Origin of the sequence: Sporolactobacillus vineae DSM 21990 = SL153 (assembly GCF_000377985.1) — a bacterium.
Classification (GTDB): domain Bacteria; phylum Bacillota; class Bacilli; order Bacillales; family Sporolactobacillaceae; genus Sporolactobacillus; species Sporolactobacillus vineae.
In genome coordinates this window covers 250,740-273,199 of record NZ_KB899045.1, presented here as the reverse complement: position 1 = coordinate 273,199, position 22,460 = coordinate 250,740, and the positions used below count along the sequence as shown (strand labels likewise).

At 52.2% G+C, this 22,460-nt stretch carries 21 protein-coding genes; 2 read left to right on the top strand and 19 right to left on the bottom strand.

Annotated elements, in window-relative coordinates:
• Positions 1 to 69: 69 nt before the first annotated feature.
• The 14 genes from D889_RS0107390 to D889_RS0107325 form a co-directional block, all read right to left on the bottom strand.
• Positions 70 to 591 carry a DoxX family membrane protein gene (locus D889_RS0107390; RefSeq protein ID WP_010631917.1) on the bottom strand — a complete coding sequence of 174 codons (522 nt, stop codon included), beginning with the start codon at positions 589 to 591 and terminating at the stop codon, positions 70 to 72.
• Positions 592 to 757: 166 nt separating this feature from the next.
• Positions 758 to 1,408 (bottom strand): pyrophosphatase PpaX, encoded by a 651-nt coding sequence (ppaX, locus tag D889_RS0107385; protein WP_010631916.1) that lies wholly within the window; start codon positions 1,406 to 1,408, stop codon positions 758 to 760.
• An 87-nt stretch (positions 1,409 to 1,495) separates the two neighbouring features.
• Positions 1,496 to 2,305 carry a prolipoprotein diacylglyceryl transferase gene (gene lgt, locus D889_RS0107380; protein ID WP_010631915.1) on the bottom strand — a complete coding sequence of 270 codons (810 nt, stop codon included), beginning with the start codon at positions 2,303 to 2,305 and terminating at the stop codon, positions 1,496 to 1,498.
• 159 nt (positions 2,306 to 2,464) lie between these two features.
• Positions 2,465 to 3,385, bottom strand: a complete 921-nt coding sequence (hprK, locus tag D889_RS0107375; RefSeq protein WP_010631914.1) for an HPr(Ser) kinase/phosphatase — start codon at positions 3,383 to 3,385, stop codon at positions 2,465 to 2,467.
• 141 nt (positions 3,386 to 3,526) lie between these two features.
• Positions 3,527 to 3,904 carry a phage holin family protein gene (locus D889_RS0107370; RefSeq protein WP_010631913.1) on the bottom strand — a complete coding sequence of 126 codons (378 nt, stop codon included), beginning with the start codon at positions 3,902 to 3,904 and terminating at the stop codon, positions 3,527 to 3,529.
• A gap of 5 nt (positions 3,905 to 3,909) precedes the next feature.
• Positions 3,910 to 4,104: a PspC domain-containing protein gene (locus tag D889_RS0107365; RefSeq protein WP_010631912.1), complete on the bottom strand. Its 195-nt coding sequence runs from the start codon at positions 4,102 to 4,104 to the stop codon at positions 3,910 to 3,912.
• A gap of 87 nt (positions 4,105 to 4,191) precedes the next feature.
• Entirely contained in the window at positions 4,192 to 7,074 is a 2,883-nt protein-coding gene (gene uvrA, locus D889_RS0107360; RefSeq protein WP_010631911.1) for an excinuclease ABC subunit UvrA, read from the bottom strand.
• A gap of 7 nt (positions 7,075 to 7,081) precedes the next feature.
• Positions 7,082 to 9,052, bottom strand: coding sequence for an excinuclease ABC subunit UvrB (gene uvrB / locus D889_RS0107355; protein ID WP_010631910.1), 1,971 nt, complete (start codon positions 9,050 to 9,052; stop codon positions 7,082 to 7,084).
• A gap of 178 nt (positions 9,053 to 9,230) precedes the next feature.
• On the bottom strand, positions 9,231 to 9,521 hold the full coding sequence (locus D889_RS0107350) for an AbrB/MazE/SpoVT family DNA-binding domain-containing protein (RefSeq protein ID WP_010631909.1): 291 nt from the start codon (positions 9,519 to 9,521) through the stop codon (positions 9,231 to 9,233).
• A 278-nt stretch (positions 9,522 to 9,799) separates the two neighbouring features.
• Positions 9,800 to 11,002, bottom strand: coding sequence for a cell division protein (locus tag D889_RS0107345; RefSeq protein WP_010631908.1), 1,203 nt, complete (start codon positions 11,000 to 11,002; stop codon positions 9,800 to 9,802).
• A 279-nt stretch (positions 11,003 to 11,281) separates the two neighbouring features.
• Positions 11,282 to 12,736 (bottom strand): S41 family peptidase, encoded by a 1,455-nt coding sequence (locus D889_RS0107340; RefSeq protein ID WP_010631907.1) that lies wholly within the window; start codon positions 12,734 to 12,736, stop codon positions 11,282 to 11,284.
• A gap of 246 nt (positions 12,737 to 12,982) precedes the next feature.
• Positions 12,983 to 13,876 (bottom strand): permease-like cell division protein FtsX, encoded by an 894-nt coding sequence (gene ftsX, locus D889_RS0107335; RefSeq protein ID WP_010631906.1) that lies wholly within the window; start codon positions 13,874 to 13,876, stop codon positions 12,983 to 12,985.
• The gene (ftsE, locus tag D889_RS0107330) at positions 13,866 to 14,552 is read right to left on the bottom strand and encodes a cell division ATP-binding protein FtsE (protein WP_010631905.1); all 687 of its coding nucleotides are present in this window, start codon (positions 14,550 to 14,552) and stop codon (positions 13,866 to 13,868) included. The genes ftsX and ftsE overlap by 11 nt, the downstream gene beginning before the upstream one ends.
• 310 nt (positions 14,553 to 14,862) lie before the next feature.
• Positions 14,863 to 15,759, bottom strand: coding sequence for a YitT family protein (locus D889_RS0107325; RefSeq protein WP_010631904.1), 897 nt, complete (start codon positions 15,757 to 15,759; stop codon positions 14,863 to 14,865).
• A 139-nt stretch (positions 15,760 to 15,898) separates the two neighbouring features.
• Here D889_RS0107325 and D889_RS0107320 point away from each other — a divergent pair, with 139 nt between their 5' ends.
• Positions 15,899 to 16,258, top strand: coding sequence for a DUF4181 domain-containing protein (locus tag D889_RS0107320; protein WP_010631903.1), 360 nt, complete (start codon positions 15,899 to 15,901; stop codon positions 16,256 to 16,258).
• Between the two features lie 75 nt (positions 16,259 to 16,333).
• On the opposite strand, the gene prfB is transcribed toward D889_RS0107320, so the two are convergent.
• From prfB to hpf, 3 genes are all read right to left on the bottom strand, one after another.
• Positions 16,334 to 17,435 (bottom strand): peptide chain release factor 2 gene (gene prfB, locus D889_RS0107315; RefSeq protein ID WP_141629373.1). Its coding sequence is split into 2 segments (ribosomal slippage): positions 16,334 to 17,362 and positions 17,364 to 17,435, totalling 1,101 coding nucleotides; the frame shifts between segments, so codons are not numbered across the junction.
• 102 nt (positions 17,436 to 17,537) lie between these two features.
• Positions 17,538 to 20,063, bottom strand: coding sequence for a preprotein translocase subunit SecA (gene secA, locus D889_RS0107310; RefSeq protein WP_010631901.1), 2,526 nt, complete (start codon positions 20,061 to 20,063; stop codon positions 17,538 to 17,540).
• Between the two features lie 394 nt (positions 20,064 to 20,457).
• Entirely contained in the window at positions 20,458 to 21,021 is a 564-nt protein-coding gene (hpf, locus tag D889_RS0107300) for a ribosome hibernation-promoting factor, HPF/YfiA family (RefSeq protein WP_010631900.1), read from the bottom strand.
• Between the two features lie 404 nt (positions 21,022 to 21,425).
• Between hpf and D889_RS15600 the strand changes: the two genes are divergently transcribed.
• Complete coding sequence (locus D889_RS15600) at positions 21,426 to 21,566, top strand: hypothetical protein (RefSeq protein ID WP_018962238.1); 141 nt, start codon at positions 21,426 to 21,428, stop codon at positions 21,564 to 21,566.
• Positions 21,567 to 21,686: 120 nt separating this feature from the next.
• On the opposite strand, the gene fliT is transcribed toward D889_RS15600, so the two are convergent.
• Entirely contained in the window at positions 21,687 to 22,031 is a 345-nt protein-coding gene (gene fliT / locus D889_RS0107290; protein ID WP_010631899.1) for a flagellar protein FliT, read from the bottom strand.
• 1 nt (position 22,032) lies between these two features.
• Positions 22,033 to 22,440, bottom strand: coding sequence for a flagellar export chaperone FliS (gene fliS, locus D889_RS0107285; RefSeq protein WP_010631898.1), 408 nt, complete (start codon positions 22,438 to 22,440; stop codon positions 22,033 to 22,035).
• Positions 22,441 to 22,460 lie beyond the last annotated feature (20 nt).

Genomic DNA, 22,460 nt, shown 5'->3' with positions numbered 1-22,460 from the left:
GATTTTATCGTATAGAAAAAGCCCGGCAGCGGTGCTGCCAGGCAGATGAATCACTATTTTTCCGCAGCTTCAGACGATTTTGCCGTCCGCAGCAGATTTATGGAACCAGCCGCCGACGGTACGACGGATCCACGGAACCACCCAATAGTCGCCGCCGAATTTTCCGGCGTTGAATCCGGCAAATAAGATGAGAACGCCGATCAGTACATAAAGCGGGTTGGTGGATACCGTCCCGGCAAACATATACATGAAGTTCATCAGCAGACCGAAGAAAATCGCCGCTGTAGTCAACGTGCCAAGGATCAAGCCGATGCCGACAAGCAGTTCGCCCCATTTAACAAGAAAGCTGAAGAAAGGCGATGCAGGTAATGCGACATGCTGAAGAAAAGCGTTAAACGGGCCGTACAAAACATTACCTGTCGGACCTGTTACCGGATGGGCAATGGCGCCGTGAATGAAGCCGGAAGCGTCAAACGGTTTTGCCCCGAAAACCTTGTGAAAACCGTCCAGCGTCCACTGCCATCCAAGCCAAAGCCGCAATAAGAGCAAAATGACTGAAGCTGTTTTACTTGTGCGTAACCAACGAACCATGATACCAACCTCCCGTCATAATAGAACGCTTACATATAATTGCTGGTGATTTTCATCACCAACTAAATATATACCGTCTCAGCCAATTTATTAATGTGATCAATGTCACATTGTGAGCACTAAATTGTGACTTCTTTCACTTTTGACAAAAAAGTGATTCAATACTTCAGACATTGCTTTCAACTGTCTTCACAATCCCGAGCAGATCGCTCATCCGGCTGAGCAGGAAATCCGGGTGAAAACGTTCGAGTACAGCACGTCCCTTGAGCGACCAGCCGACACCTGCCGTACGGACATGCGCGCCAGAGCCGGCCAGAAGATCGGACGGACTGTCGCCGACCATCAGTGTGGTTGCCGCCTCGGCGGTCAGCCGGGTCATCGCCCGTTCAACCGGCTCCGGATCCGGTTTAAGCCTGCGGCATTCATCACTCGTGATTACCGTGTCGAAGTAGCCGTCAATGTGGGTCAGTTTCAGTCCGCGCTCGACCATATCCCGTTTTTTCGTCGAAACCACACCGAGCCGGCAGCCTTCTTTTGATAGTGTGTCCAGAGTCTCATGCACGGTCGGGAACTCGCGCACGAGTCGGTCATGGTTCCGGCTGTTGTGGTCGCGATAGACTTCGATCAGTTCATCGGTGCGCTTCGGATCGACACGGGCAAAGCTGACATCAAGCGGCTCGCCGATGAACGGGATCAGGTCTTTCCGGGTATATTTTCCAGGATAGTACTTGTCGAGTGTGTACTGGAACGATGCAAGAATCAGATCGTTCGTATTGATTAACGTCCCGTCAAGATCAAAAAGGATGGTTCGGATCATGCTGTCTCCTCCAGTCAGTCTCCTCTGAGACCCGATGATGGTTTTCTGCAAAGAAAAATACCGCTTCGCCCGAAGCGGCAACATATTTCAGGCATCGAGATAATGCGGACGATCTTTTTTACAAACGCGCCAGTATAAGATCAGACCGATGCCTAAGACGATCAGGAAATAAGCCAGCCACTGCGAGACGCGCAGCGGCCCAAGCATCAGGCTGTCCGTCCGCAGCCCCTCAATATAGGAGCGGCCGATTGCGTACCAGACGACGTACGTCATGAACAGTTCGCCGCGCTTCAGGTTGACCTTTCGAAGAATCATCAGGAGAATGAAACCGGCAAAATCCCAGACGGATTCATACAGAAAAGTCGGTATGTAATAGGTTCCGTTAATATACATCTGATTCACAATGAACTTCGGCAGATGCAGGTGCTCCAGAAAAGCACGTGTGGTCGGTCCGCCGTGTGCTTCCTGATTGATGAAGTTGCCCCAGCGTCCGATCGCCTGGCCGAGAATGACACTCGGTGCGGCAATGTCGGCCAGTTTCCAGAACTGGATTTTGCGTACTATGCAGAAGACGATGGCCGTACCGACGGCACCGATCAGCGATCCGTAGATGGCAATGCCGCCGTTCCAGATGGCAATAATCTGATCGGGATGTTTCGCATAGTACGGCCATTGAAAGGCCACGTAATAGATCCGGGCAAAAATCACGGCGATCGGTGCAGCGAACAGAATCAGGTCCACGAATGTGTCGCGGGGAAGCCCTCTTCTGCTGCCTTCACGCATCGCCAGCAGCAAACCAAGCAGCGCGGCTGCCGCGATAAATACACCGTACCAGTAAATATGAATCGGGCCTAACTGGAGCGCCACCCGGTTCAACGGCTCAATTGTCTGATCCATTCTCTTCCCAGCTTTCTTTTTCTCTTTAATTCAAATCGATCGGATGATCGAACTTGATCCTGAAGACCGAAACACAGCGCCTGAAGACCGAAAATCCCTTCAGGACCGGCGATGAACCGTAGATTTTCCTTATAAAAACAGCCGGTTTCTGCAGCCGGCTTACCGTTCGTTCAATGTGTCGTTCAATCGGTCGGAGAATTGCTGCGCCGCATGATAGCCCATATTCTTCAGGCGGAAATTCATCGCAGCAACTTCAATGATCACGGCAATATTCCGTCCGGGCCGCACCGGCAGAACCAGACGCGGAACTTCGGTATCGATCAGTTTGGTTTTTTCCTCATCCAGCCCGAGCCGGTCGTAAACTTTATTATTGTCCCACAGTTCAAGGTGAATGACCAGTGAAACCTGTTTGGCGTTAACCACAGCTCCGGCACCGAACAGCGTCATGACATTAATAATGCCGAGTCCGCGAATTTCAAGCAGATTCTGAATCAGTTCCGGGGCACTGCCGACCAGCTCGTTCTCGCCTTCCTGACGGATCTCTACCGAGTCGTCGGCAACAAGCCGATGCCCGCGTTTGACCAGTTCGAGTGCCGTCTCGCTTTTCCCGACACCGCTCTCACCGGTGATCAGCACGCCGACGCCATAGACATCGACCAGCACGCCGTGCACCGCTGTCATCGGTGCCAGCCTAGACTCCAGATAATTGGTGATCATGCTGCTCAGGCGCGTCGTCTTCATCTTTGACTGAAGAATCGGCACGTTCCGCTTGTTCGAAGAAACGATAAATTCTTCCGGGACCTCAATCCCGCGGGAGATGACGATGCAGGGTGTCTGCGCTGTGCACAGCTGGGACGTCCGCTTATAGCGTTCATCAGTGCTGAGTTCGTTGAAGAAAGACAGTTCCGTCCGTCCAAGCAGCTGAAGGCGCCGTCTTGGATAATAGGTGAAATACCCGGCAATTTCCAGACCGGGCCGCGAAATATCGCTGACGATAATTTCACGGCCGATACCCTTTTCACCGCTGACTAATTTCAGATTAAAATGTTCAATTAATTCATTAACTCGCACATTACTCATTTTTTCTCACCCGGTTTTCCGACAGTCATTCCATTTCATATGCCGTTGTCTGAAAGGAATGTAACCGTTTTATTTTAGCTTTATTTTACCATAAACCGCCTGTCGGATTAAGAAATAACCGTGTCCCTGCGGTAATGTTCATCAATTCTTTCGAAGCGGACCGATAATGAATCTCTGGATGATCATCTGGCAAATTGCCATGATGATGGCGACGACCAGTGCACTGCCGAAACCGTCCAGTTCAAAAGCAGGGCCCAGGATTGCCGCCGTCAAAAGCAGCATCAATGCGTTGATGACGAAAATAAAGAGACCTAACGTGATAATCGTTGCCGGCAGGGAGAACAGAAGCACCACAGGCCGGACGAACGTGTTCAGAATCGCCAGCACGACGCTGGCCCCGAAAGCCGCCCCGACCCCCGACAGGTGCACCATCGTATGGAGGTATCCGGCCAGTGTCATCAGAATGATCATATTCACAAGAATATTAATCATCGTGTTGGCAAACCATCTTCGGATCATCGCCGTCACACATCCTCTTCAGGAATAATAAAATAGGCGATAAAATACCCGATGATGCACGGAAAAAATCCGGAAGCGATCAGGAGAATGATAAAGATGACGCGCAGCACGGTCGGATCGATGTTCAGATAGTCGCCCAGGCCGCCGAGAATACCGGCAACCTTCCTGTTACTTCGTGAACGATAAAGCCTTTTCTCCATGGGAAACCTCCTGTGTTGTATTCTCTTTAACTATACCCTTTGCCGGGGAAAGATCACAAGTCACCCGTCATCGAAAGCGCGGAAACTTCAGCTTTTCTCAGCCGCCGCGGTCTGTTTCGCCCTCAGGCGCTCCGCCATTCTTTTACGGTCCCGCTCGAGAATCGGTTTCAGGTATTTGCCGGTATAAGAGCCCTCCGTATCCGCAATCTGCTCCGGTGTACCGGTCGCAACAATCGTCCCGCCGCCTTCTCCGCCTTCGGGACCCAAGTCAATCAGATAATCCGCGCATTTGATCACATCCAGATTATGCTCAATAATCAGGACACTGTCGCCGCTGTCGACCAGCGCCTGCAGGACGCGGAGCAGCCGGGCGATGTCGTCGGTATGCAGACCGGTCGTCGGTTCGTCCAGGATATACAGCGCGCGCCCTTTTGTGCGGCGGTACAGCTGCGACGCCAGCTTGACACGCTGCGCCTCGCCGCCCGACAGCGTCGTCGCCGGCTGGCCAAGACGAATATAACCCAGCCCGACCGCCGCCAGCGGTTCGAGCCGGCGCTTGATCCGCGGTACATTTTTGAAAAATTCGAGGCCGTCTTCAACGGTCATGTCGAGCACGTCGGCAATCGTTTTTCCTTTATAAGTAACGTCGAGTGTCTCCCTGTTGTACCGTTTGCCGTGACAGACTTCACAGGGCACATAGACATCCGGCAGAAAATGCATTTCAATTTTGATGATTCCGTCGCCGCTGCAGGCTTCGCAGCGTCCGCCTTTTACGTTGAAACTGAACCGGCCCTTTTTATAACCGCGCACTTTGGCCTCATTGGTTGCCGCAAAGACATCCCGGATCATATCAAACACACCGGTATATGTCGCCGGATTCGACCGCGGCGTCCGCCCGATCGGCGACTGATCGATCTGAATGACGCGGTCGAGCTCGCTCACGCCTTTGATCTGTCTGAACTCGCCCGGCGCATCGCGGCGTCCGTTCAGTTTCTGCGCCAGTGCTTTGAACAGGACTTCATTCACCAAAGTACTTTTTCCGGAACCGGAAACACCGGTAACGACCGTCATCACGCCAAGCGGAAAAGTCACATTGATATTTTTCAGGTTGTTTGCCTTCGCTCCGGTGATCCGGATCGCCCGCCGGGTTACCTTGCGCCGTTTTGCAGGAATAGCGATAAATTTCTTTCCGGACAGATACTGTCCCGTCAGTGAATGCGGATTCGCCATAATTTCTCCTGGCGTTCCCTGGGCGGTGATTCGCCCGCCATGTTCCCCGGCACCGGGGCCGACATCGATGATATAGTCGGCAGCCAGCATCGTATCCTCATCGTGTTCGACGATGATCAGCGTATTCCCAAGATCACGCATCCCAAGCAGCGTGCGGATCAGCCGGTCGTTGTCGCGCTGATGCAGCCCAATCGACGGCTCATCCAGAATGTACAGCACACCCATCAGCTGCGAACCGATCTGTGTGGCCAGGCGGATTCGCTGCGCTTCACCGCCGGAAAGCGTGCCGGCTGCCCGTCCTAGCGTCAGGTAGTCGAGCCCGACGTCGATCAGGAAGCGGGTCCGCTGCAGAATCTCGCGCAGAATCAGCCGGGCAATCGTCTGTTCCTTCGGCGTCAGTTCCAGATTTTTGAAAAATTGCAGCATGTCGCGGATCGGCATTGCCGTCACTTCACTGATCTGTTTTCCGGCAATCTTCACGGCCAGAGCTTCGGGACGGAGCCGGTAGCCATGACAGGTCGGACACGATTTCTGCATCATGTACTCCGACATCTGTTCCCGGATAAAGTCAGAACTGGTCTCCCGGTAGCGGCGGCCGATATTCGGCAGCACACCTTCAAAATACATATCCTTATCACGGACGTCGCCGAACTCGTTCTCATAGTGAAAATGAATCCGCTCCGTCCCGGAACCATACAAAATAATATGAAGCAGATCCTTAGGCAGTTTGTCCACCGGCACATTCATGTCGATGCCAAAATGGGCGCAGGCCGATTTCAGCAGCTGTGGATAGTACTGCGAGCTGGTCGGTTCCCACGCCGCAATCGCTCCGTCCGCCAGTGTTTTCGTCTTGTCGGGAATCACCAGATCCGGATCGACCTCCATCCGCGAGCCGAGTCCATCACAGTCCGGGCAGGCACCAAACGGGCTGTTGAAAGAGAACAGGCGCGGTTCGAGTTCGCCGATCGAGAAACCACAGTACGGGCAGGAGTGCTGTTCGGAAAAGAGCAGCTCCTCCCCGCCGATGATGTCGACCACTGCCCGGCCGTCGGTGAGCTTGCAGGCGGCTTCCAGTGAATCGGCAAGCCGCGCATCAATACCCGGACGGACAATCAGCCGGTCGATGATGACATCAATATTGTGCTTCTTGTTCTTCTCCAGACTGATCTTTTCGTTGACTTCATGGATCTCGCCGTCGACGCGAACGCGGACATAGCCCTTCTTCTTGATCTCCTCCAGGACCTTTGCCTGCGTCCCCTTCCGGCCGGAGACAAGCGGTGCCATGATCTGCAGTTTTGTCCGCTCCGGATAGGCCAGCACACGATCCACCATCTGCTCAATCGTCTGCGATGTGATCTCGATATGGTGGGTCGGGCAGAACGGATGGCCGACCCGGGCGAACAGCAGCCGGAGATAGTCATAGATTTCTGTCACGGTGCCGACCGTCGACCGCGGGTTGTGGCTGGTCGTCTTCTGATCGATGGAAATGGCCGGCGACAGCCCTTCGATCGCGTCGACATCCGGCTTGCTCGTCTGGCCGAGGAACTGGCGCGCATAGGCTGAGAGCGATTCCACATAGCGGCGCTGCCCTTCGGCATAGATCGTGTCAAAGGCAAGCGACGACTTCCCCGACCCCGACAGTCCGGTGATCACGACCATTTTGTCACGGGGAATGGTGACATTGACATTTTTCAGGTTATGCTCCCGCGCGCCTTTGACAACGATATTTTCCAGTACCATGGATTCCTTATCCCTCCGCCTTCAGTTCATAAATGATATCTCTGAGTTCAGCCGCACGTTCGAAGTCCAGCGACTTGGCCGCCTTCTTCATTTCGCTTTCCATGCTGACAATTGTCTTCTTCCGTTCCGACTTGGTCAGTTTATGTTTCTTCTTTGTTCCTTTTTTACCATTGTCGGCCACTTCATAGGTGGCTTTTATCAGTTCAGGAATCGCCTTCTGAATCGTTTTCGGCGTAATATGATGGACTTTATTGAATTCATTCTGGATTTTGCGCCGGCGGTTCGTTTCATCAATCGCCAGCTGCATCGAATCGGTCACGTTATCCGCATACATGATGACTTTACCGTGTTCGTTGCGTGCTGCCCGGCCCATCGTCTGGATCAGCGAACGTTCAGAGCGCAGGAACCCTTCCTTGTCCGCATCGAGAATCGCCACCAGCGACACTTCAGGAATGTCCAGCCCTTCACGGAGCAGGTTGATGCCGACCAGCACATCAAATTCGCCGCGCCGGAGATCACGGATAATCTCGACGCGGTCGAGCGTCTTGATTTCCGAATGCAGGTAGCGGACTTTCACGCCCATCCCCTTCAGATAATCCGTCAGATTTTCCGCCATTTTTTTCGTCAGCGTTGTCACCAGAACACGCTCATGTTTTTTCGCCCGCGTCATGATTTCATCATAAAGATCGTCAATCTGGCCTTTGATCGGCCGGATTTCAATCACCGGATCAAGCAGGCCGGTCGGACGGATAATTTGTTCCACCGGCTTTCCCGAATGTTCCAGTTCATAGTCGCCCGGCGTCGCCGAAACATATACGATCTGATTGACCTTCTGTTCGAACTCCTCGAATTTCAACGGCCGGTTGTCCCTGGCTGACGGGAGCCGGAAACCATTGTCCACCAGGACATCTTTTCGCGCCCGGTCGCCGTTGTACATCGCCCGGATCTGCGGCAGTGTGGCATGCGATTCATCCACCATAATCAGAAAGTCGTCCGGGAAGTAGTCCATCAGTGTGTAAGGCGCTTCGCCCGGCTTCCGGAAGGTCAGATGACGGGAATAGTTTTCAATCCCTGAGCAATAGCCGACCTCCTGCATCATTTCCAGATCGTAGTTGGTCCGCTGCTCCAGCCGCTGCGCCTCGAGCAGTTTATTGTTGTCACGCAGGTATTTCAGGCGATCCTCAAGCTCTGCTTTGATATTAACGATCGCTTTTTTCATTTTTTCCTGTCCGGTCACAAAGTGTGAGGCCGGGTAAATCGCGACATGATCGCGTTCACCGACAATTTCGCCGGTCATTGGATCCATCTCGGTCAGCCGCTCGATCTCATCCCCGAAAAATTCGACACGGATACAGTGGTCATCGCGCGACGCCGGAAAAATTTCCACGACATCGCCGTGAACCCGGAACGTGCCGCGTGTGAAATTGATATCGTTGCGTGTGTACTGGATATCAACCAGCTGGCGCAGCATCGCGTCACGGTCTTTCTGCATCCCCGGGCGCAGCGAAACAACGAGCGACTTGTACTCTTCAGGAGAGCCCAAACCGTAGATGCACGACACACTGGCGACGATGATCACGTCGCGGCGTTCAAACAGGGCACTGGTCGCCGAATGGCGCAGCTTGTCGATCTCATCATTAATGCTTGAATCTTTTTCAATATAGGTATCCGTCTGCGGAATATACGCTTCCGGTTGATAATAGTCATAGTAACTGACAAAATATTCCACTGCATTGTTCGGGAAAAATTCCCTGAACTCGCTGTAGAGCTGGCCGGCCAGCGTCTTGTTATGCGCAATCACCAGCGTCGGCTTTTTTACCTGGGCAATCACATTGGACATGGTAAACGTCTTCCCGGTACCGGTCGCGCCGAGCAAAGTCTGGTGCTTTCTGCCATCCTCGATGCCGTCGACGAGCTCACGGATCGCTTCCGGCTGATCGCCTTCCGGTTGATAGCCGGAAACAAGCTGAAAATCCATAGATTCGCCCCCAAATCAGTTAAATCGTTAATTATGATTATAACACATGTCACCGGGAGACCGGCAACAAAAAGCGAACAGATATTCTTAATTTCTTCTGAGCGGGAAATCAGTCTGCAGAAAAAAAGCTCCCATGTCCGGAAACATGGAAGCGGTTATAAAAATGGATGAGGTCGTCTCAGGCACGGACATCTTCGCCCAGATCTTTTTTGATTTCGGCAACAACTTCCCTTGCCGCTTTTCTGCTCAAAATCAGTTTGCCATTGGCCAGTACCAGATTATCCGGCGACACTTCGTTGGTAATCTGACACGCCATGGCCGGAATGTACTTTTTGAAGATAATCCGGTCGTCTTCCGTGAAGATTTCCAGCGGATCGCCTTCCTTAATATTCATCGTCCGTCTCAGCTCAATCGGAATGACGACACGGCCCAGTTCGTCCACTTTACGTACAATACCTGTCGATTTCATTTCCCTTTTCTCCTTTCCCGGTTTTCTTAATTCAAGCATAACACAAGAGCCGAACATTCAGGAAAAATAACTCTTCATTTACATAGTTTGTCTTTCCTGCCGTTTTGTTCTGAATGATAAAATGGAACACCCGGGGACATCGAACCCGTTCTTTGCTTTCAGAAGTTGCGGGCAGCGCATCTCTCAAAGCTCAATTCCACACTTTTAATAAGCTGGAAAAAAGAACGGGTGATTCCTGATACCGGATTATGTTCCAGTTATAGTATTCGTGACGTTGATCACGAGAGTGACTTCAAGCCTGAATTGATTTCACTTGATTCGAGAAAAAGCAGACCGATCTTATGGCCGTCATCCTGATGCACCGGTCCTTTAACAAACCGCGGTTCCCCGAAACGGTCGATCACTTTGATTTTAATGTACGCCGACTGGGCCTGCAGGGCATCATAAAAGTTCCGCTCGCTGTTCACATTCCGGTCATTCACCTGTTGAATCTCTTCACCCGGACGAACGCCGATCCGGTCGCCCAGTGAATGCGGGATCACACCGATCACGCGCAGCCCCTGTTCCGGCATCACAAAATAAAACGGACGGTTGCTCCTGAGTTCATGATGATAGAAGAGCAGAAGAAGCCGGCTGATCAGCGCGAGCACCCCGCCGGCAACGATAACGACCGGCAGATGCAGGTAGGCCCCGGTTCCGGCGATGACCAGGAAGCCGCCGGTCGTGAACAGCAGCCAATACCCAGTCCGTTTTACTGCCGGTGCCGGGAGCGATGAGGTGATCAGCTGGGCAATCCCGACGCCGAGCGGGAACAGCGCAAAGCCGAAGTTCTGGCTGCTGCCGGAGACAAACGGCCACAAACCGATATGGCCGACCGGCCCGGCCAGCGGGACGAGAAACAGGAACGGCACGATCCACAGTTCGCTCGCTTCGTGGGCGCCGACCATGCCGCCCCGGCCGCTCTGAATCAGCCGCGGCGACGTCTGCTTCGCGCCCCACAGCAAGACAAGCATCGTCTCGGCAAGCATCGCGACAGCAAGAAATACCGCGAATGCAAAAAGGTCAGCCTGGCGAACCTCCGTGATCCACTGATTGACCAGCGGGAGCGGCGTCCGGACAGGGGGGAGCAGATAGGCAGCGATCAGCGTCAGCCCGCCGGCAACGGCCGGCGACAGAAAACGGAGCTGCGTCGTCAGCATGATCACCAGATAGCCGAGGGAAAACAGCACGATCATTCCAGGCGGCACAGCAACCCCCGCCGCAAGCAGCAGAATCGATCCGCCGACGCCGACGACCAGACTCGGCGCAATGCTCCGAAAAACGGTGTTGAACATCCCGTATGCCTTGACCCGGAACGAACGCCGCTCCCGCCGGACCCGCTGCGCGCTGAACAGAAACAGCCCGACCACCAGCAGGTAGAACAACGGATTCATGAAAAAAGTCGCAATGCCGAATAAAATGGATCGAATGATGGCCCACATACGCTGTTCCCCCAACATCATTAGACACGCACAAATCAACTAATTTAAGAATACCGCAAAAATGCCTCTTCTGTGAACTGAAATCACAGGTTTTGTAAAAAATAGCTGATTTGCAGGGTGTTTTTCCAGTTTTGCCGTGGAATAGCAGAGGATCTGGAAAAGAGGAGCGCGTGCGGCTAGACTCGGCGCGTTTTAAAATTTGAGAGCGCTCGATCCACTTTTCGGTAAGGATTAAAAAACTCCGGGGCGGCCGCCCCGGAGTTTTCCAGATCCCATTCTTTATTTTATTTTCTTTTCAACAAGCCGGATCGCTGTATTCAGCTGACGGTCATTTTTCGTGTTGCTGATCGCTTTGAGTGTCGCAATCTGAAGTGCGTTCGCCGTTTTTTTGTCGATCGTTCCCGTAGGATTCAAGTGGGCCGATTTTTGGAACGCGATGACCGCCTGTTTTGTCGCAGTGCTGAAATAGCCGTCGGTCCGCTGCGGATCGTCTCCGGCAGCCACCAGCATCTTCTGCGCCGTCGCAATCCGTGAAGAGTTCTGATCATATTTCAGAATCTGACCCTTTTTCAGCGATAGCGGTGCGACATAGAAATACGCAGGCTGGGATACCTTGACCGTCGGCTGGATGCCCTTTTTATGGATCCAGTCCCCGTCCGGCGTCAGCCACTTGTCGGTCGTCAGTTTGAGTTCGCTCTTATCCGACAGCTGAATGCCCTGCTGAACGGTACCCTTGCCGAATGACTTTGTGCCGACAAGCGGATAGTCGCCCGCCTGGTTCAGCGCGCCGGACAGAATCTCGGCTGCCGAGGCACTGCCGCCGTCGATCAGACCGACAATCGGATAGTTTTTCTTTTTCTTCAGCGTTGAGTAAAACGGCTGCTTCTTACCGTTGCGGTCCTCAATCTGAACGATCGGCTTCTGATCGGTGACGAGCAGGCTGGCCATCTGCTCTACTGCCTGGAGATAGCCGCCCGGATTGCCGCGGACATCGATGACCAGCCCCTGCATCTTCTGGTTCTCCAGTGATTTCAGGGCCGTGGCGAATTCTTTGTCGGTGTTCTCATTAAACTGAGTAATCGCAAGATAACCGATCGACCGTCCGCCCTGATGGATCATCTTCTGATTCACCGTCCGGATCGGAATCGTATCACGTTTTATCGAAAAATGCAGCGTATTGGCCACGCCGGGACGTTTGATCTCGATAGTAACCGTCGTCCCTTTTTTCCCGCGAATCTTGTTGACCGCCTGATTAATATCCAGACCGTCCGTCGATTTACCGTTGATCGATACGATCTGATCGTTCGGTTTGAGACCGGCCTTTTCCGCCGGAGACCCCTTGATCGGGGAAACGATGCTGATCGTATTCCCCATCTTCTGAACTTCGGCGCCAATCCCCTGGAACGATGAAGACAGAGACTGCGTGAAGTCCGACGCCGTTTTCGCATCCATATAACTGCTGAACGGGTCGCCAAGCGCAGAAATCATCCCCTGAATAGCACCGTCATATAATTTTGTGCTGCTGATCTTTTTAAAATAATCTTTCTCAATCAGGTCATGGATCGCCTGAATTTTTGCCGATTCCGTGCCTGAAGCTGCCGCTCCGGCTGCAACCGACTGCTGTGCGGCACGCGCCGGCAGCGCCACCCGATAAACGGCAAACGCGCCCGCCGCGCCGACAATCAGCGATAGCGCCATGAGCAGCGCGACAACTTTGCCGCTGAATTTTTTCATGAATGTGCCTCCTCCATCAGTGTCACCGATTCACTGAGACACCAGTGGCAAATAGGTTATATTACTTGTAATCATACCGCAAGATGCGGCTATTGTCCTGTTCGCCGGCCGGACGTCCGTTCGTATTCCCTATTTTTTCGTGATCCGTGTCCCGTCTCTGGGGCTTCCCCTTTTATCCTGCCCGAAATCACCGAAAAAAACAGGCGTTCCCGCGATCGGAGAACCCCTGTGAAAATGACTTTGTGTTCAGATTTTAAGAAACTTGCGTACCGAGTTCAGACTGCCCCAGACGCCAATCGCCGCACCAATGCCGACGAGCAGCAGGCTGAGGTTCGTCGTCATCGTCTGATACGGGATCAGACTGATGAACATCCCGGAAAAACTTGCCCCGAGATTGTAATAAACGAAATGGTAGACAATGAAGACCATCAGAACCGGGATCACCGACCCGAGAACGCCCATAATCAGCCCTTCGATAAAGTACGGCCAGCGGACAAACGAGTTGGTCGCGCCGACCAGTTTCATGATCTCAATCTCGCGGCGGCGGGCAACAATCGTCAGCTTAATTGTATTGGCAATCAAGAAAATCGATGTGAACAGAAGGCCGACAATCAGGACAATCCCGACGTTGCGGGCAATATTGATCACGTGAAACAGCTTCTCCACCGTGCCCTTCCCGTAGCGTACGTCGGACACATAGGCAAGGCTCTGCGCTTTATTTGCCACATAAGTCGTCTGCTGCGGATTATCGGTTTTCAGGATGTACGCATTCGGCAGCGGATTTTCATTCTTCAGATCTGAGAAGGTGCTCTTGTCGTTGCCGAGGCTCTTCATCAGGTTATTCAGTCCCTGCTTCTTCGACTCATAGGTCACGGACTGCACATTCCTGATCTGTTTCAGATCCGAACCGAGCTGCCTGGTCTGAGCCTGCGTCGCCGACTGGGACACATAGACACGCACCTCAACATCACTTTCGATATCGCCGGCAATTTTATTCAGATTGAACATGACCATCAGGAACATGCCGACCAGGATCAGCGATACGGCAACCGCCCCGACCGATGCGAACGTCATCCAGCCGTTACGGCCGAGACTCTTCACACTTTCATTAATATGGCGGCGCAGTGTTCTAGGCTTCATATCCGTAGGCACCTTCCTCTTCATCGCGAACGATCATGCCGTCTTCCAGCGCAACCACCCGATGTTTGATCGTATTCACGATCTCTCGGTTGTGTGTCGCCATCACGACCGTCGTTCCCTGCTCATTGATCCGCTTGAACACATCCATGATCTGCCAGGACGTATCCGGATCCAGGTTTCCGGTCGGTTCGTCGGCAATCAGCACCGGCGGCCGGTTGCAGATCGAGCGGGCAATCGACACACGCTGCTGCTCCCCGCCGGAAAGCTGGCCCGGGAATGAATTCACCTTGTGCTTCAGGCCGACCAGGTCGAGCACCTCCATCACGCGGCGCTTGATGACCCGCGGCGACTCCTCAATCACTTCCAGCGCGAACGCCACATTTTCATAGACCGTCAGCTTCGGCAGCAGCCGGAAATCCTGGAATACAACCCCGATCTTCCGCCTGAAATAAGGCACCTGACGATCGCGCAGCGTCGCAATATTCTTATGATCAACGATAATCTTCCCTCTCGTCGGTTTCAGCTCTCTGAATATCATCTTAATGAACGTCGACTTGCCCGCACCGCTCGGCCCGACAATGTAGATGAACTCCCCTTCCCCGACGGAAAGGTCGATCCCGTTAAGCGCCATCACACCATTGGGATAAGCCTTCCAGACATTGTCCATTACAATCATGTCTTCCATAATGTGTTTCCCCTCTGCTCCTTCACAATCCTGATTTAACCAAAGCGATCATTCGCTGCCCGTAAGACTTATGTATGTAGAACCAGTTCTTCCGCCTCAATTATTCTTAATTATATCATCTCGGCGGCCGACAAAATATTAAAGAATATTACATTTAAATTTCAAATTCCGACAAAAGCCACCCATTTCAGGGAAAAATGTCCTGTGCCTGATCACGAAAGCACAGGACTCGCAGCCGGGACGCCCACGCCGCAATCGCACAGAAAGAGACGGGGCCGCGCCACTGCTGCCGCCGGGAACTTCAGTCCCCGTGATAGAACCCTTTTCCGAACACTTCCGTCGCATTGGTAATAATGAAGAAAGACTCCGGATCGATCGCTCTGACGAGCTGCTTCAGGTGCGTCAGTTCCCCCTGCGACACGACCGTCATCAGCAGCGGCCGGTCGTCTCCGGTATACCCGCCCTGGCTGGTGATCCGGGTGACGCCGCGGTCGATCTCGGCGAGGATTGCCTGACGCATCGCATCCTCTTTGTCCGAGATGATCAGCGCCATTTTCTCCGTGTTAAAGCCGATTTGTACGACATCGATTAGTTTCGCCTGCAGGTAGATGCTGATCAGCGCGTAGAGCGCCGATTCCAGGGAAAGGGTCAGCGCCGAAGCGAAGACGATCAGCCCGTCGATCAGCGACACACTGATACCGAGTGACCAGCCGGTAAATTTTTTCAGCACCTGACCGGCCAGTGCCGTCCCGCCGGTCGATCCGCGGCCGCGGAAGACAATGCCGAGCCCGATCCCGACGCCGACTCCGCCGAACACCGAACCGAGCAGCGGATTGTTCGTCGCTGCCGGCCAGCTCGCCGTCAGATAGACAGACAGCGGCAGGAACAAGGTGCCGGTCAGCGTCTTCAGGGCATAGTCAAAATAGCCGAAGCTCTTGCCGAGAATCAGTACACCGCCGATGAACAGCGGGATGTTCAGTCCCCAGAGGACATAGGCCGGTTCCCAGCCCAGTGTCCAGTGCAAGATGATACTGATCCCGCTGACTCCGCCGGCGGCAATCTTGTTCGGCAGCTGAAAAACGTTGAACGAAATGCCAAGCACAGCCGAGCCGACCAGAACATAGAAATAGTCCAGCACCACAGCCCGCCAGCCGCCTGGCGGTGCGGCATGTTTGTCCTTTTTTGCGAAGAAATGCATGTTGCGACGCCCCATTTTTAATCAGATATAAAAAGTCAATGAGACCATTCTACGGCATGCGCCCGGTACGGTCAAACAGTCCTGATGTTTTTCGCATCGGGCGGCTCCGGCTCAGCTATAATAGGAACAGAAGGAACGGATGGTGAGACACGTGGTATTTTATATCCTGCTGGCAATACTTTTTGCGGTGCTGGCTTTTTTCGCCGAGAGTCTGATCCGAAAGAAATGGGCGGTGGTTGCAGACGATTCGCCTCATCCGCGGCCGGTTAATAAGACACAACTGATCATAGAAACGATCCTGATCGCCCTGTTTCTGATTCTGATCGGTTTCTACGGGCAGCCGCTCGTTTTCGCCATCATTTTTATCGTCATTTTTACGGCCGTGCGCATGCTGTTCGAATGGAAGTACGCCAGAGTAAAGAAAGATTATCTGATCACGCTCGTCTGGGGTGCACTGATCGTCCTGTTTCTCCTGATCGCTCTGATCAGCCGGCTGTGACTCCGGGAAACTGCGCTGATAACAGAAAAAGCTCCCGGAAAAGGGCATCATCCGTCCGTTTCCGGGAGCTTCATTTTATTTGATTTTCAGTCGCAGATAAGCATCGATAAACGGATCGAGATCGCCGTCCATCACGCGATTGACATCGCCGACTTCGACGTTTGTCCGGTGATCCTTGACCATCGAATACGGATGGAAAACATAGGAGCGGATCTGGCTGCCCCAGCCGATTTCCTTCTGTTCGCCGTGCAGCGCCGCTTTCTCCGCTTCGCGCTTTTCCTCTTCAAGCTGATAGAGACGCGACTTCAGCATCTTCATCGCCTGATCACGGTTCTGGAACTGCGACCGTTCCGACTGGCAGCTGACGACAATACCGGTCGGAATATGGATCAGCCGTACCGCCGATGACGTTTTATTGATGTGCTGGCCGCCGGCGCCGCTGGAACGAAAGACTTCCATTTTGACGTCTTCCGGCCGAACCTCAATGTCGATCGTGTCGTCAATTTCCGGCGTCACTTCGCAGGAAACAAATGATGTGTGGCGCCGGCCGGCCGCATCGAAAGGTGAAATCCGGACGAGCCGGTGAATTCCTTTTTCCGCTTTCAGATAGCCGTAAGCGTCAAGTCCTTTTATCAGCAGAGTAACGCTCTTCACGCCCGCTTCATCACCGGGCAGGTAATCCAGTGTTTCCACCTGATAGCCGTGGCTCTCGGCCCAGCGCGTGTACATCCGCAGCAGCATCGACGCCCAGTCCTGGGCTTCCGTTCCGCCGGCGCCCGGGTGCAATTCAAGAATCGCATTGCTCTTGTCATGCGGACCACTGAGCAGCAGCCGGTTCTCGTAACGGTTGAATGCCTTGCTCGCTTCACCGAGCGACGCTTCCAGCTCCGTTTTCAGATCGGCGTCGTCTTCCTCTTTGACCAGTTCATAGGCTACCTGAAGGTCTTCAAACTTCTCCTCCAGTTTGCCGAGATTATCGACCTTTTCCTTCAGCTCATTGGATTCATCAATCACTTTCTGAGCCTTGCCGTTGTCATCCCAGAATCCAGGCATCGCCATTTTCTCATCGAGTTCGGCGATCCGGGCCTTTTTATTATCTAAGTCAAAGAGACCCCCTAAATTTCTGGAGACGGGTTTCCATCTCGTCAATCTCGTGTTTCATTTCCGGTAAATCCATTCATTCAACCTGCTTTCCTGAGAAAACCGGGTGGTACCGGGTCATCTGCCCCGGCATCGGCCCGGCTTCCGCTCATTATTTTCAATCGTACCCCTGCCCGGCTTATTTGCCGTGGCAGTTCTTATACTTCTTGCCGCTGCCGCACGGGCACGGATCGTTGCGTCCGACGTGCATCTTGCGAACAAACGGCTTGCGCTTCTTCTTCGGCGCGTCGCCTTCATCCTGGCCGCCGGAGAGTACCTGCAACCCGTGGGTGACACGTTCACGCTGGATCGGTTCCTCACGGATTTCCGCCTTCATGATGAAGTTGACGACTTCTTCTTCGATCGCCCCGATCATTTCCTCAAACATCTTATGCCCTTCGATTTGATAGGCACGGTAAGGATCGACCTGACCATACGCACGAAGATAGATACCCTCACGCAGCTGCTCCATCGCGTCGATGTGATCCATCCACTTCGTATCGACGGTCCTCAGCAGAATGACCCGTTCAAATTCGCGCATCCGTTCCGGCGTGAACCGCTCTTCTTTTTCATCGTAGCGTTCCCTAGCCTTCTTCTCGAGCATCTCGATCATTTCTTCCGGATCGAGACCGTCAAGATCCTTCACACTCAATTCGCCGACATCGAACAGCTTGGCATTCAGATAGTCGATGACCGAACTCAGATCCCATTCTTCCGGCACTTCGTTGTCCGGTGTGTGGGACTTGATCAGGTTCTCAATGACCGTATGGATCATGTCTTCAATGTCCGGACGCACGTTCTTCGCTTCCATGACTTCCATACGTTCTTTATAAATAATCTCACGCTGCTGGCGCATCACATCGTCGAATTTCAGCAGCTGCTTGCGGGCATCGAAGTTGTTGCCTTCGACACGCCTCTGCGCCGCTTCAACCGACCGGCTGACGATCTTGCTTTCAATCGGCTGATCGTCGTGCATGCCGAGCCGTTCCATCATACCCTTCATCTTGTCGGACCCGAACCGGCGCATCAGATCGTCTTCGAGAGACAGATAGAAGCGGGATTCACCGGGATCGCCCTGACGTCCGGAACGGCCACGCAACTGGTTATCGATACGCCGTGACTCATGGCGTTCGGTACCGAGAATGAACAGACCGCCGAGTTCAACCACACCTTCGCCCAGCTTGATATCGGTACCACGACCGGCCATGTTGGTGGCAATCGTCACTGATCCGACCTGACCGGCATTCATGATGATTTCCGCTTCACTTGCATGGTTCTTCGCGTTCAGGACATTGTGCGGAATGCCGCGCCTTTTCAGCAGTTTCGAAATCAGTTCCGATGTTTCAACGGCAACCGTACCGACCAGCACCGGCTGACCGCGGTGATACAACTTCACGATCTCTTCGACGACGGCCTTGAACTTGCCCTCTTTGGTCTTATAGATCAGATCCGGATGGTCATCGCGGATCATCGGCTTGTTCGTCGGGATCACGATAACATCCATATTATAAATGCTCTGGAATTCTTCCTCTTCCGTCTTCGCCGTACCGGTCATACCGGAAAGCTTCTGATACATGCGGAAGAAGTTCTGCAGCGTGATCGTCGCCAGCGTCTTGCTTTCGCTCTGAATCTCCAGGCCTTCCTTGGCTTCAATCGCCTGGTGCAGGCCCTCACTGTAGCGCCGGCCCTGCATCAGACGGCCGGTAAACGGATCGACGATGACGATCTGGCCGTCCTGTACCACATAGTCCGTATCACGGTGCATGATTGCATGAGCTTTCAGTGCCTCACTGACATGGTGGTTCAGCAGTACATTGGAATAGTCATACAGATTTTTAATATGGAAAAATTTTTCTGCTTTCGACATGCCTTCTTCGGTCAGCTGGACGGTCTTCGTCTTCAAATCGACCTTGTAGTCCTGCTTCTCCGTCAGCAGTCGGGCAAACTGATTGGCCCGCACATAGAGATCGGTCGACTTCTCAGCGTTGCCGGAAATGATCAGCGGCGTCCGGGCTTCATCGATCAGGATCGAGTCGACTTCATCGACAATCGCAAAATTCAGCGGACGCTGAACCATTTCTTCCTTATAAAGCACCATGTTGTCACGCAGATAGTCGAAGCCGAATTCACTGTTCGTACCGTACGTGATATCCGCACCGTATGCTGTCTTCTTCTCTTCCGGCGACATGCCGTTTGAATTCAGACCGACGCTCATGCCGAGAAAATTGTACAGCGGACCGAGCGCATTGGCATCACGCGACGCCAGATAATCGTTGACTGTGATCAGGTGGACACCTTTGCCTTCCAGCGCATTCAGATACAGCGGCATCGTCGCAACGAGTGTTTTACCTTCACCGGTTTTCATCTCGGCAACGTTGCCTTCATGCAGCGCAATCGCGCCGACAATCTGTACATAGAATGGTGTCAGACCGAGAATACGGGTCGACGCTTCCCGCACAGTCGCAAAAGCTTCCGGCAGGATGTCGTCCAGCGTTTCTCCATCGGCCAGACGCTGTTTGAATTCCGGCGTCTTCGCCTGCAGCTCATCATCACTCAGTTTCTTGTAGTCATCAGCCATGTCGTCTATTTTGTGAGCCAGTTTCTCAAAACGGCTCAGCTTGCGGAGGCTCGTGTCTCCCAAAACCTTTTTAAGCAATCCTAACATGCCTGCGAACACCTCATTTTAGACTTCCGCACCTTGTCCGGTGACAAGGCGGAGCTTTTTTCTATCTTGTCATTCCCCAATCTGCTGCTTGATTCAAAATTTTTCTTACCTGAATTTCCTGTCACATCATTCGCTGAACCGCGCCGCATTCGGACGCACCAGCTCGATTCCGGAAATTCAGTCCCGTCAATCCGGGCAGAAAGTAACAATTATCATTATAGACTAAAACGGATAGGTTGAAAACCGGAGATCACCGCCTCTGAAGGGAAAATTGAAACAGGCGGTGCGCTCTGTTCCAAACCATCCTGACAAATCGCAGCTAACGAAAAGGAGATTCACACAAATCGTGAATCTCCCCTGACCTTTCTATTCCATTCGCTTATCGGAAGGCGCATTATTCCTGATCGATCAGGCCGTAGCGTCCGTCCTTGCGCTCATACACGACACTGGTCTCGCCATTGTCGGCGTTGTTAAATACGAAAAATGTGTGGCCGAGCATTTCCATCTGTAAAATGGCTTCTTTGGCCGTCATCGGTTTGAGGACGAAACTCTTGCGGCGCACAATCTCCGGTGCATCCGCTTCCGTCTTCTGTCCGGCGGCCGCAGTTGTCTGGGTCAGCGTACCGGCACCGGGTGTCTGAATCGCCTGCCGGGTATCCTGGCGCGATTTGCGGTTGATTTTCGTCTTATACTTCTTGATCTGTCGCTCAAGCTTGGTGACGACCAGGTCAATCGCTGCATACATATCTTCCTGTCCAACTTCTGCTCTCAGGAGGAGGCCCTGAATCGGAATCGTGACTTCAATCACCTGTTCTTTGTTATGAACCCGCATATTCACCCGGGCGCTTGCTGCAAGGGGTGCACCGAAATACTTCTCCAGCTTGCCGATCCTTTTCTCTGCGTATTCCTTCAGAGAAGGTGTAACTGCAATGTTTTCTCCGCGAATGTTCAGATCCATGAGAAAACCTCCCTTCGATACTATATAGTTTCGCCATTCCCGTCCCAATTCCTGCCTAATTAACAAAATTATTTTACAAAAAACGTGTTTATTTTTAATCATTCGACGATACAGCGGCTGCATCCGACCTTTCTGATTCATGCAGAAAAGGCACCGATCACATGCAATATTTCAATCGAAATAACACCGCCAAATAGGCCGAATTCTATTGACCGGTCCCCGGATTACACATATAATAAAAGCGCAATGAGGGGTTACCTCCCCCTCAGAAAGTGATCACTTTCACAGGCATTTCACATAAGTGAGTGTTATTATGAAAAGTTGGTCTTTAGTTCCAACTTTGTGATGAAATTCTCAAACTTGCTCTGAGACGGTGACAACATCTCATAAAGGGAGACTTCCAAATGTCCGTTAAAAAAGAAGAAATCGTCGAATTGTTCGAAAAGCTCAATGAAGACGAAAAAGAATCCACATACAACTATCTGCAGTTCCTGGCCAGCCTCAACGACGAAAATTCCGAAAAAGAAGCCGTTGCCGCAGACTGACACACACAACATCCAAAAAGCAGGCGGTTCGTCCGGCAATCTTGTCGGGCGAACCGCTTTTATTATTATATTTGAAAAATGAGCTGAAAAAAAATCGCCTTGATTGATCTGAGACGATTTTTATTCGCGTTTATCCATAAAAGCACTGGTGATACCTGGCGTTTGATAACCACCTCTATATGAATTCAGAGACTTTTTTTGCCGACGGAATCGTTGCATATCACCAACCATTAATCCTCTGGTCGTTTTTAATAATATATCAATTTCTTCGTTCAATTTAACAATCTTTTTCCCAAGCACTTTTTCTTCTTCTGTATAGTTTCCAGTAAGCTGGTTGATCAGCAACTGACGTTCCTTAAGGGATGAACTCAATTTTTCGATAGATTCTTTACTATGATCCTTGATTTGCAGTTCAGCAATGCGTTTAATTTTCTTTGTTAGTTCAAAAATATCATATATGATCATGTCACACCCGTATCATGGACGAATGATTTTTTCCTTGTTCTTTGCGATTAATGATGATCACTTGCTTCCAAGTATCCCTGAAATCTGCTACCAGTTTTTCTACTTCATCCAGAATTGTTATATCATTTTTCACATTGGCTTCGATCAGCCGACGATGGATATAGTCGTACAGTGACATCATATCTTTTGCTACAGGCTGTTTGCTGTCCAGACTCACCATTAACTCCGTAATGATCGCCTGAGCTTTTTGAATGACCTTATTTTTTTGTTCATAGTTCTTATTCAGAATCGCTCCCCGACCTTGACGAATGAATTTCAGGCACCCATTAAACAGCAAGAGTGTCAATTCCCCAGGAGTTGCGGTCAAAACAGAATTTTGCTGATAAACCTTATAGGCGTTGTTTGGCATTTGTGATGCTTACCCCCTTA

What these genes read in the sequence shown, in the direction of transcription:
- D889_RS0107390 (WP_010631917.1), bottom strand. Translation starts at nt 591, where the DNA reads ATGGTTCGTTGGTTACGCACAAGTAAAACAGCTTCAGTCATTTTGCTC.
- ppaX (WP_010631916.1), bottom strand. Translation starts at nt 1,408, where the DNA reads ATGATCCGAACCATCCTTTTTGATCTTGACGGGACGTTAATCAATACG.
- lgt (WP_010631915.1), bottom strand. Translation starts at nt 2,305, where the DNA reads ATGGATCAGACAATTGAGCCGTTGAACCGGGTGGCGCTCCAGTTAGGC.
- hprK (WP_010631914.1), bottom strand. Translation starts at nt 3,385, where the DNA reads ATGAGTAATGTGCGAGTTAATGAATTAATTGAACATTTTAATCTGAAA.
- D889_RS0107370 (WP_010631913.1), bottom strand. Translation starts at nt 3,904, where the DNA reads ATGATCCGAAGATGGTTTGCCAACACGATGATTAATATTCTTGTGAAT.
- D889_RS0107365 (WP_010631912.1), bottom strand. Translation starts at nt 4,104, where the DNA reads ATGGAGAAAAGGCTTTATCGTTCACGAAGTAACAGGAAGGTTGCCGGT.
- uvrA (WP_010631911.1), bottom strand. Translation starts at nt 7,074, where the DNA reads ATGGTACTGGAAAATATCGTTGTCAAAGGCGCGCGGGAGCATAACCTG.
- uvrB (WP_010631910.1), bottom strand. Translation starts at nt 9,052, where the DNA reads ATGGATTTTCAGCTTGTTTCCGGCTATCAACCGGAAGGCGATCAGCCG.
- D889_RS0107350 (WP_010631909.1), bottom strand. Translation starts at nt 9,521, where the DNA reads ATGAAATCGACAGGTATTGTACGTAAAGTGGACGAACTGGGCCGTGTC.
- D889_RS0107345 (WP_010631908.1), bottom strand. Translation starts at nt 11,002, where the DNA reads ATGTGGGCCATCATTCGATCCATTTTATTCGGCATTGCGACTTTTTTC.
- D889_RS0107340 (WP_010631907.1), bottom strand. Translation starts at nt 12,736, where the DNA reads ATGAAAAAATTCAGCGGCAAAGTTGTCGCGCTGCTCATGGCGCTATCG.
- ftsX (WP_010631906.1), bottom strand. Translation starts at nt 13,876, where the DNA reads ATGAAGCCTAGAACACTGCGCCGCCATATTAATGAAAGTGTGAAGAGT.
- ftsE (WP_010631905.1), bottom strand. Translation starts at nt 14,552, where the DNA reads ATGATTGTAATGGACAATGTCTGGAAGGCTTATCCCAATGGTGTGATG.
- D889_RS0107325 (WP_010631904.1), bottom strand. Translation starts at nt 15,759, where the DNA reads ATGCATTTCTTCGCAAAAAAGGACAAACATGCCGCACCGCCAGGCGGC.
- D889_RS0107320 (WP_010631903.1), top strand. Translation starts at nt 15,899, where the DNA reads ATGGTGAGACACGTGGTATTTTATATCCTGCTGGCAATACTTTTTGCG.
- secA (WP_010631901.1), bottom strand. Translation starts at nt 20,063, where the DNA reads ATGTTAGGATTGCTTAAAAAGGTTTTGGGAGACACGAGCCTCCGCAAG.
- hpf (WP_010631900.1), bottom strand. Translation starts at nt 21,021, where the DNA reads ATGGATCTGAACATTCGCGGAGAAAACATTGCAGTTACACCTTCTCTG.
- D889_RS15600 (WP_018962238.1), top strand. Translation starts at nt 21,426, where the DNA reads ATGTCCGTTAAAAAAGAAGAAATCGTCGAATTGTTCGAAAAGCTCAAT.
- fliT (WP_010631899.1), bottom strand. Translation starts at nt 22,031, where the DNA reads ATGATCATATATGATATTTTTGAACTAACAAAGAAAATTAAACGCATT.
- fliS (WP_010631898.1), bottom strand. Translation starts at nt 22,440, where the DNA reads ATGCCAAACAACGCCTATAAGGTTTATCAGCAAAATTCTGTTTTGACC.